This is a genomic window from Nitrospirota bacterium, from assembly GCA_016214385.1.
Lineage (GTDB): Bacteria > Nitrospirota > Thermodesulfovibrionia > UBA6902 > JACROP01 > JACROP01.
Genome location: JACROP010000081.1, coordinates 1 through 9,039, shown reverse-complemented (window position 1 = coordinate 9,039; position 9,039 = coordinate 1). Strand labels below are relative to the sequence as shown.

Genomic DNA, 9,039 nt, shown 5'->3' with positions numbered 1-9,039 from the left:
CTCAAAGAGATATAACCTCACAAAGCTTGTTTATTATCAAAACACAATAGATGTGGAAAGTGCCATAAGGAGGGAAAAGCAACTAAAGAACTGGCATAGGGATTGGAAGATAAACCTGAGAAATCAAGCCAACCCTAATTGGGAAGATCTAAGTGTCACCCTGACCATGAACTTGATTCAGGGGGTTCAGAGTCAAGGAGATGCTGAAACGAGAGATCCTGAAACAAGTTCAGGATGACAAGAAAGAATACGGACAACAATTCGCCATGAGGCTTAATTAATAATACGCGTTAAACAAGAATGAAAAACGGCATAATAAAAATCGTTGTAACGGGTACACGCGGATTTCCGGGTGTGCAGGGAGGGGTTGAGAGACATTGCCAGGAGCTTTATCCGAGGCTTTCAGCTCTGGGGTGTGAAATCACTGTGTTTGGCAGGAAAGGATACATCCCCGATGCAGAAACAGCTTATAATGGAGTTAAGATTGTTCCTGTGTGGACGCCCCGCAAGAAAAGCCTTGAAGCCATAATTCATACCTTCTTCTGTGTGTTAAAGGCTGCTCTCAGTAACCGCTATGACCTTATCCATATCCATGCAATAGGCCCCTCGCTGCTTGTCCCTTTTGCGAGGCTTCTGGGTCTCAAGGTAGTTGTTACGAATCATGGGCCTGACTATGACAGGCAGAAATGGGGAAGGTTTGCAAAGGCAATGCTGAGGCTCGGAGAAAAGTTGGGAGCTAAATACGGCTCTGAAGTCATTGCGGTTTCCAGGCACATACAGGAATTATTGAAAAAAAAGTACAACAGGGATTCGGTATACATCCCCAACGGTGTTGATCTGACGGAGAAGCTCTCCGCCGGCAATGTTCTGAAAAAATACGGCCTTGACGCGGGGAAATATATATTTGCTGTTGGACGTTTTGTTCCTGAAAAGGGATTCCATGATTTAATCGGGGCATTTCTAAGATTATCAACTGATTGGAAGCTGGTTATAGCTGGTGATGCAGACCATGAAGACAATTATAGCAGGAACTTGAAAGATAGCGCTGCAAAAGACCCGAGGGTTGTAATGACAGGGTTTATAAAAGGCGACACATTAAGAGAACTTTACTCAAATGCTGGTCTGTTTGTGCTCCCCTCATATCACGAGGGGCTTCCGATTGTCGCACTCGAGGCGATGAGTTACGGGCTTCCTTTGTTGATGAGTTCAATACCAGCCCATAGCGGCTTTGCATCACCTGAGGAGATGTTCAAGGCCGGTGACATTGAGGAACTTGCCGATAAACTGGAGTTGTTTATAAAACGCAGTTCTTCATTGCCTTTAAAAGATGATAAATTCAAGAGAGAAAGACTGGAAACCGAATTCAACTGGGACAGGATTGCTGAGCAGACCCTTGAGGTCTATAAAAGGCTATTAGGGAGAAACCACGAATCTTTTAACAATCAGAAAGTACAACGACACTGCTAATCCATCAATTGATAAATCAATAAATGAGAAATCTCTATAAGGGACAAAATACTGGACAATCTCTATAAATAATCCGTAGGAAAAAAGAATTATCATTTTATTCATTGGCCTTAGAGATCTGTAGGCAGAGTCAAACAGAATTGAAAGCATAAAGAAGGCCATAAAATGATTGAGCAAATCGCTTATTGAGAAGACATCTGGTAAATAGTTGTAGTTCGGGACAACAGCCAAAATAAATATAACTATTAAAGCGGTATAAAATAATATTTTCATTTTCATAATTCCAGAATTCTAAATAAGTAAATGTTAAAAGAACAAGAAAGATTTATCCATAAGATAAATATGGCTATCGATTCTTTTGCCGTAGCAGGTGCGTTTTTGCTTGCCTTTATTCTTCGTGATAACCTGCAATATCTCCATTCTGAAACATTTGAATTTCTGCATGAAATGCCTCCTTTCAAGGATTATGCATGGGTAATGGTAATAGCTGTGCCTTTATGGATTATATCCCTTTCGCATTTTGGGATGTACCACTCTTTGCGGGAGAAAAGATTTAGAGACGTATTCTGGAGTATCTTTGACGCATCTCTCTTTGCTGTATTAATCTTCTCTGCTGTTGCTTTCTTACTTAAATTAGAATTCATATCCAGAACCTTTACTGTAATATTATTTGTTTGTGCAATTTTTATGCTTTTTGCAGAAAAAGTGTTGGTTCTTTCTTTGCTGTACTACCTAAGGCAGAGGGGTTACAACTACAGGGTTTTGCTTATTGCAGGGTCTGGAGAGCGGGCAAATAATTTTGCTGATATTATCAGGGCACATCCACACTGGGGGGTTAAAATCCTCGGTTTTGTTGATGAAGAAGAGCGGGTCGGAATGAGGGTTGGAAATGATAAGGTGATAGGGTCTTTTAATGACATTGCTAAAATCCTCGATGAGAATGTTGTAGATGAGGTTGTCTTTATTCTGCCGATAAAATGGCTGAGCAACCTTGAGGGTTATATAAAAGTCTGCGAGAATGTTGGAGTAAAAGCCACGATAGCAGCCGATTTTTTTAACATGGGTATAGCGAAACCGAGGATTACAGAGATTCATGATTGGCCATTTTTAATCTATGAGACAACGCCGCATAATGTTTTAGATCTTTTCAGCAAGCGACTTTTAGATATCGTGATTTCCGGATGTGGCCTTATTTTGCTTTCACCTTTTTTTCTCATAACCTCTCTCATTATAAAAATAACTTCTAAAGGGCCTGCCTTTTTCAAACAAATAAGGTGCGGCCTGCATGGCCGGGAATTTACCGTTTATAAGTTTCGGACAATGGTGATAGATGCTGAAGAAAGGTTGAAGGAACTGATGAAGTTTAATGAGCGGGAAGGGCCTATTTTTAAGATGAAAAATGATCCTCGAATAACCGGTATTGGAAAATTTTTGCGAAAGACCAGTCTGGATGAGCTTCCACAGCTTATAAATGTCTTTAAAGGCGATATGTCACTTGTTGGGCCAAGACCTCCAATACCCATGGAAGTGGCAAAATATGAGCGGTGGCAGAGAAGAAAATTGAGTCTACGTCCCGGGATAACATGTATCCATGAGGTGGTCGCAAGAAATGATAAAGACTTTGAGAGATGGATGAAGCTGGACCTTGAGTATATTGACAACTGGTCCATGTCCCTTGATGTAAAAATCCTCACAAGGACAATTTTAGCTGTATTCAGAGGGACAGGATGTTAAAATTTAAAATTTAAAATTTCAAGTGGAGGTTGAAAAGTGAAAAAATTGACTCTGAGATTGTTACCCATTTTAGCTTTTTTATTATTTTGGGATATCAGCGCCTACGCTGAACTCCTCGGCGATAGAATCAAACCTTTCCTCTCAGTAAAAGAAATCTATGACAGCAATATCTTCAAGGTAAAAGACGAGGAGCAGTTAAGAAGCCTTATCGGAGATGATCAGCTTTCGGATTTTGTGACCATCTTTACTCTGGGCACAGGCCTTAATTTTCAGATAAGCAGGCAGGAGATAGACATCCTCTTGAAAAAGGATTTCCTGCGCTACGGCCATTACACCAGCCAAAATGCCCAACAGGATGAGGTTAAAGGGAATATATCCTTAAGGATATTAGACCGCATCAGCGCTAAGATAACCGGGGATTACACTAAATCCCTTGAGCCGAGGGAGTACTACCGGACTCAGGAGAAGGTTGAGCGGACAACTAAGGTTGGCGGCGCATCACTGGGTTATGACCTGCCGTCGAACTTTAGTATTCATGCTGGATTCAGGCAGGAAGAGGTGGATTTTTCAATCCCTGAATTAGAGAACAGGGAGAGGACGGACAAAAGCTATTCAGGGACTTTAGCTTATTCTCCATCCACTGAGACTAAATTCGAGATTGCTTATGAGAGGCACGACTTTGATTATGAGATACCTCAATACATAGGTGGAAGACTGGTTAGTAACGACAGCACAGGAGATGCCATAAAGGCCATATTCACCAGGAAGTTCAGCCCAAAGACCGCAATATCTTTAAGTGCAGGGTATCTCTGGAGAAAGTTTGATGAGTTTAGTGCAAGAGATTTTCAGGGCACTACTGGTAAAGCCGAAGTTAATTATGGCATCACAGAAAAGTTAGTTTTATATGCCATGGCAGAAAGGAAATTATACGAAGAACTCTTCCTTGATCAGACTTACAGCGTAAACGAATCCTTTGGATTGGGCGCTGCCTACAAACCAACCGAAAAGATAGAAACCTTTGTCTATGGCAGTACTTCAAAAAGATCCTATAAAGGTGAAGCCGATATAATAACTACGACTTATCCTCCAAGAAAAGACAGGACAAATGAAATTAAGACAGGGATGGGATGGTATCCAGTCATAAGGTTAGGCTTGACCTTACTTTATCGGTATACAACAAGAAATTCCAATCTTGATATGTATGACTATAGATCTCATGGTGTAGAGTTAGGCGTGAGCTATAAATTTTAGCTTACCTTTAGCACATCAAAGACTGTCTCTGCTTTTCGAAGAACCTGCCTTATTATCTTTGTAGCTTCCACCTTGTCCTTAGGTCCTGAACCCAAGCCCGAATCAAGTTCGGGGACAGGGCTTGATTCATGAATCGGCTTTTTGCTCCTCTTATTCCATGGCCTGTTATCTTATTCAGGATGTAGATAATATCCCCTAACCAAGATTGAGAAATGCCCTTGACAAAAGTAAATTTCCCTGATAAACTTCCAAAGTTTTCCTGAGAAAAGGTATTATAAGTAGCTAAGGCGATTTTATAAGCGGTTAAGACGGAGGAACAGTGCCAACAATTACTCAATTAATCAAGCATAGCAGGGAGGAAGTTGTTAAGAGGACAAAAAGCCCTGCACTTAGAAATTGTCCCCAGAAAAGAGGGGTGTGTACAAGGGTTTATACGACAACTCCTAAAAAACCTAACTCGGCTTTAAGGAAAGTTGCCAGGGTCCGTCTCACCAACGGTATGGAAGTCACTGCCTATATACCTGGCGTTGGCCATAACCTCCAGGAGCATGCAATAGTCCTTATAAGAGGTGGCAGGGTGAAGGACCTGCCAGGTGTAAGGTACCACATTATAAGAGGTGCTCTCGATACCCTTGGCGTTGCAGACCGCAGACGCAGCCGGTCAAAATATGGCGCTAAGAGGCCTAAGTAAAGGGGTATAAAAATGCCACGAAGACGAGTTGCAGAAAAAAGAGAAATACTGCCAGATCCAAAGTACAACAGTAAGCTTGTGAGCAAGTTTATAAGTGCAATAATGGAAGATGGTAAAAAAGCAGTGGCAGAAAAGATATGTTACGGCGCATTTGATATAATAAAAGCAAAGACCGGAGGCGACTCTCTCAAGGTTTTTAAGACTGCAGTTGAAAATGTAAAGCCTGCCATCGAGGTCAAGTCAAGAAGAGTTGGTGGTGCTACATATCAAGTCCCGGTTGATATAAGACCGCAGAGAAGGGTAACTTTAGCCTTCAGATGGATTATAGGTTATTCGCGCAAGAGGGCGGAAAAGACAATGAAGGGAAAGCTGGCATCTGAACTTATGGATGCTGCCAATAACACAGGGTCTTCTGTTAAAAAGAAGGAAGACACCCATAAGATGGCTGAAGCCAATAAGGCATTCGCCCATTATAGATGGTAAAAATAGGAGAACATTTAAGTGAACGTACCTTTAGAAAAAACACGCAATATCGGCATAATGGCACATATAGATGCAGGGAAGACTACGACAACCGAGCGTATTCTATACTATACAGGAGTTACCTATAAGATGGGCGAGGTTCATGAAGGAACTGCTGTAATGGACTGGATGCCTCAAGAGCAGGAAAGGGGCATCACTATAACATCTGCTGCAACCACCTGTTTCTGGAGGGATTACAGGATAAATATAATTGATACGCCTGGACATGTGGACTTTACCATTGAGGTTGAACGCTCTTTGAGGGTCCTTGATGGTGCTATTGCGGTTTTTGATGCAGTTGCCGGTGTAGAACCCCAGTCAGAGACTGTATGGAGACAGGCCAATAAGTATAATATCCCCCGCGTAGCCTTTATAAATAAGATGGATAGGGTGGGTGCTGATTTCTTTATGAGCGTAAATTCTATGATAGAGAGACTTGGTGCAAATCCTGTCCCTATCCAGATTCCAATCGGTAAAGAGGATGCCTTCAGGGGGCCAATAGATTTGGTTAATATGAAGGCTTATTATTTTGATGACGAAACTCTCGGTGCAAAATTTGTTGAAGACGACATCCCCCACGAACTTCTGCCGCAGGCCCTCGAATACAGGGAGAAAATGATCGAGGCCATTGCAGATTTTGACGAGACCATAATGGAGAAGTTCCTTTTAGGGGAGGAGGTAACTACAGAGAAAATAAAGGCAGCACTGAGAAAAGGCACTATTGAAATGAGGCTTACCCCTGTTATCTGCGGCTCTGCTTTTAAGAATAAAGGGGTACAGATGCTCCTTGATACTATTGTGGATTATTTACCATGCCCGACGGACATTCCTCCAATCATGGGGATAGAGCCAGACACAGGAAAAGAAGTTACGAGGATGGCATCTGAGAGTGAACCTTTCTCGGCACTCGTCTTTAAGATAATGACAGACCCATTTGTCGGCCAGCTTAGCTTTTTCAGGGTTTACTCAGGGTCGCTCTCTGTGGGCTCTTATGTTTACAACTCTACAAAGGACACAAAAGAACGGATAAGTCGGCTACTTAAGATGCACGCCAATAAAAGAGAGGAAGTAAAAGAAGTTTATGCCGGAGATATTGCGGCTGTGGTTGGACTTAAGGGAACTCTTACAGGCGACACCCTCTGCAATGTAAATCAGCCTGTGATTCTTGAGTCTATCGAGTTTCCAAAACCTGTAATCTCAGTTGCTATAGAGCCAAAGACCAAGGCCGATCAGGAAAAACTTTCCATCTCTCTCGGAAAGCTTGCCCAGGAAGACCCGTCTTTCAGGGTTTCCTATGATGAAGAGACAGGACAGACTATTATATCTGGTATGGGAGAACTTCACCTGGAGATTATAGTTGACCGCCTTATGAGAGAGTTTAAGGTAAGTGCCAATGTTGGGAAACCCCAGGTGGCATATAAGGAGACTATAAGAGGGAAGGCAAAGGCTGAAGGTAAATATGTAAGACAAACTGGCGGTAGAGGTCAGTACGGTCATGTTTATATTGAAATTGAGTCTCAGGAACCAGGTAAGGGTTTTGAATTTGTGAATAAGGTTGTTGGTGGCGCAATTCCAAAGGAATACATCTCCCCTGTTGAGAAGGGGATAAAGGAAGCCCTTGAAAGCGGTGTACTTGCAGGCTATCCTGTTATTGATGTGAAGGTCACTTTGTTTGATGGCTCAGATCATGAGGTTGACTCCTCAGAAATGGCCTTTAAAATTGCTGGCTCTATTGCCTTTAAAGAAGCGGTAAAAATGGCAAAGCCTGTACTTCTGGAGCCAATCATGAATGTTGAGGCTGTTACCCCTGAAGAATATATGGGCGATGTTATTGGTGACCTGAATGCAAGGAGGGGTAAGGTTCAGACCATGGAAAAAAGAGGCAAGGCGCAGATTGTAAGGGCTCAGGTTCCACTTGCTGAAATGTTTGGTTATGCGACTGACCTGAGGTCAAAGACGCAGGGCCGTGCAACCTATACGATGCAATTTTCCCACTATGAAGACATTCCCCGTGGGATTTCTGAAAGCATAGTGGCAAAGGTTAAAGGAGAATAACGATAGTGAGTAGTTCATTGAGTTTATTGAGTTTGTTGAGTTAAGGAATAATAAAGTGGTGTTTTATCCCTAACCCGATAAACTCAACAAACTCAATAAACTCAACAAACTTTTAGTAAGGAGGCGAATATGGCAAAGGCCAAATTTGAGAGGGTAAAGCCCCACGTAAACGTAGGGACAATAGGGCATGTAGACCATGGCAAGACCACCCTTACATCAGCGATAACCAAGCATCTGGCACTGAAGGGCAAGGCGCAATTCAGGGCATATGACAGCATAGACAACGCACCTGAAGAGAAGGCCAGGGGGATAACCATAGCGACAGCGCATGTAGAGTATGAGACAGATGCGAGGCACTATGCGCATGTAGACTGTCCTGGGCATGCAGACTATGTAAAGAACATGATAACAGGAGCAGCCCAGATGGACGGAGCGATATTAGTAGTGAGTGCAGCGGATGGGCCAATGCCCCAGACCAGAGAGCACATACTACTGGCGAGGCAGGTAGGGGTGCCATACATAGTAGTATATCTAAACAAAGTAGACATGGTAGATGACCCTGAACTACTGGACTTAGTAGAACTTGAAGTAAGGGAACTATTAAGCAAATACGGATTTCCTGGCGACAAGATACCGGTAGTAAAGGGCTCAGCACTGAGGGCCATGCAGACAGAGAGCAAAGAGGCAAGTGCAGAAGAATTCAAGAGCATAGAAGAGTTAATGAAGGCAGTAGACGAATACATACCGACCCCCAAGAGAGAGATAGACAAGCCCTTTTTAATGCCCGTAGAGGACGTATTCACCATATCAGGCAGGGGCACAGTAGTGACAGGCAGAGTAGAGAGGGGAATAATCAAGGTAGGGGAAGAAGTAGAGATAGTAGGACTTGGAGAGACCAGAAAGAGCATAGCCACAGGGGTAGAGATGTTCAGGAAACTGCTTGATGAAGGCAGAGCAGGGGACAACATAGGAGTACTATTAAGGGGAATAGACAAAGAACAAGTAGAGAGGGGGATGGTACTTGCCAAACCAGGCAGCATAACCCCGCACACCAAATTCAAGGCAGAAGTATATGTACTTACGAAAGAAGAGGGTGGCAGGCACACCCCATTTTTCAATGGATATCGGCCGCAGTTTTACTTCAGGACAACAGACGTGACAGGGGTAGCGAAACTGCCTGAGGGAGTGGAGATGGTAATGCCAGGAGATAACACAAACCTGGTAGTAGAGCTGATAACGCCGATAGCAATGGAGAAGGAATTGAGATTTGCCATAAGAGAGGGTGGCAGGACAGTAGGGGCAGGAGTCGTAACTGAGGT

7 protein-coding genes and 2 pseudogenes (1 of these 9 only partly in view) are annotated in these 9,039 nt (G+C 43.1%); 8 read left to right on the top strand and 1 reads right to left on the bottom strand.

Annotated elements, in window-relative coordinates; all coding sequences use genetic code 11:
- Together HZC12_05165 and HZC12_05160 are read left to right on the top strand one after the other, a co-directional pair.
- Positions 1 to 238 (top strand): annotated as a pseudogene (locus tag HZC12_05165) (GIY-YIG nuclease family protein) (it extends 93 nt beyond the left edge of the window).
- 77 nt (positions 239 to 315) lie between these two features.
- On the top strand, positions 316 to 1,467 hold the full coding sequence (locus tag HZC12_05160) for a glycosyltransferase family 4 protein (GenBank protein ID MBI5026115.1): 1,152 nt from the start codon (positions 316 to 318) through the stop codon (positions 1,465 to 1,467).
- On the opposite strand, the gene vanZ is transcribed toward HZC12_05160, so the two are convergent.
- Positions 1,414 to 1,740, bottom strand: coding sequence for a VanZ family protein (gene vanZ / locus HZC12_05155; GenBank protein ID MBI5026114.1), 327 nt, complete (start codon positions 1,738 to 1,740; stop codon positions 1,414 to 1,416). The two genes, HZC12_05160 and vanZ, sit on opposite strands and share 54 nt — an antisense overlap.
- Before the next feature lie 30 nt (positions 1,741 to 1,770).
- Here vanZ and HZC12_05150 point away from each other — a divergent pair, with 30 nt between their 5' ends.
- The 6 genes and pseudogenes from HZC12_05150 to tuf all read left to right on the top strand — a co-directional run.
- Positions 1,771 to 3,201: a sugar transferase gene (locus HZC12_05150; GenBank protein MBI5026113.1), complete on the top strand. Its 1,431-nt coding sequence runs from the start codon at positions 1,771 to 1,773 to the stop codon at positions 3,199 to 3,201.
- Between the two features lie 36 nt (positions 3,202 to 3,237).
- Positions 3,238 to 4,452, top strand: coding sequence for an outer membrane beta-barrel protein (locus HZC12_05145; protein ID MBI5026112.1), 1,215 nt, complete (start codon positions 3,238 to 3,240; stop codon positions 4,450 to 4,452).
- Between the two features lie 319 nt (positions 4,453 to 4,771).
- Positions 4,772 to 5,143: a 30S ribosomal protein S12 gene (locus HZC12_05140; GenBank protein ID MBI5026111.1), complete on the top strand. Its 372-nt coding sequence runs from the start codon at positions 4,772 to 4,774 to the stop codon at positions 5,141 to 5,143.
- Positions 5,144 to 5,155: 12 nt separating this feature from the next.
- A complete protein-coding gene (gene rpsG, locus HZC12_05135) occupies positions 5,156 to 5,626 on the top strand; it encodes a 30S ribosomal protein S7 (protein MBI5026110.1) in 471 nt (156 codons plus the stop codon).
- Between the two features lie 12 nt (positions 5,627 to 5,638).
- Positions 5,639 to 7,720: pseudogene (gene fusA, locus HZC12_05130) on the top strand (elongation factor G).
- 129 nt (positions 7,721 to 7,849) lie between these two features.
- The coding region (gene tuf / locus HZC12_05125) for an elongation factor Tu (protein MBI5026109.1) at positions 7,850 to 9,039 on the top strand (1,190 nt) is incomplete at its 3' end.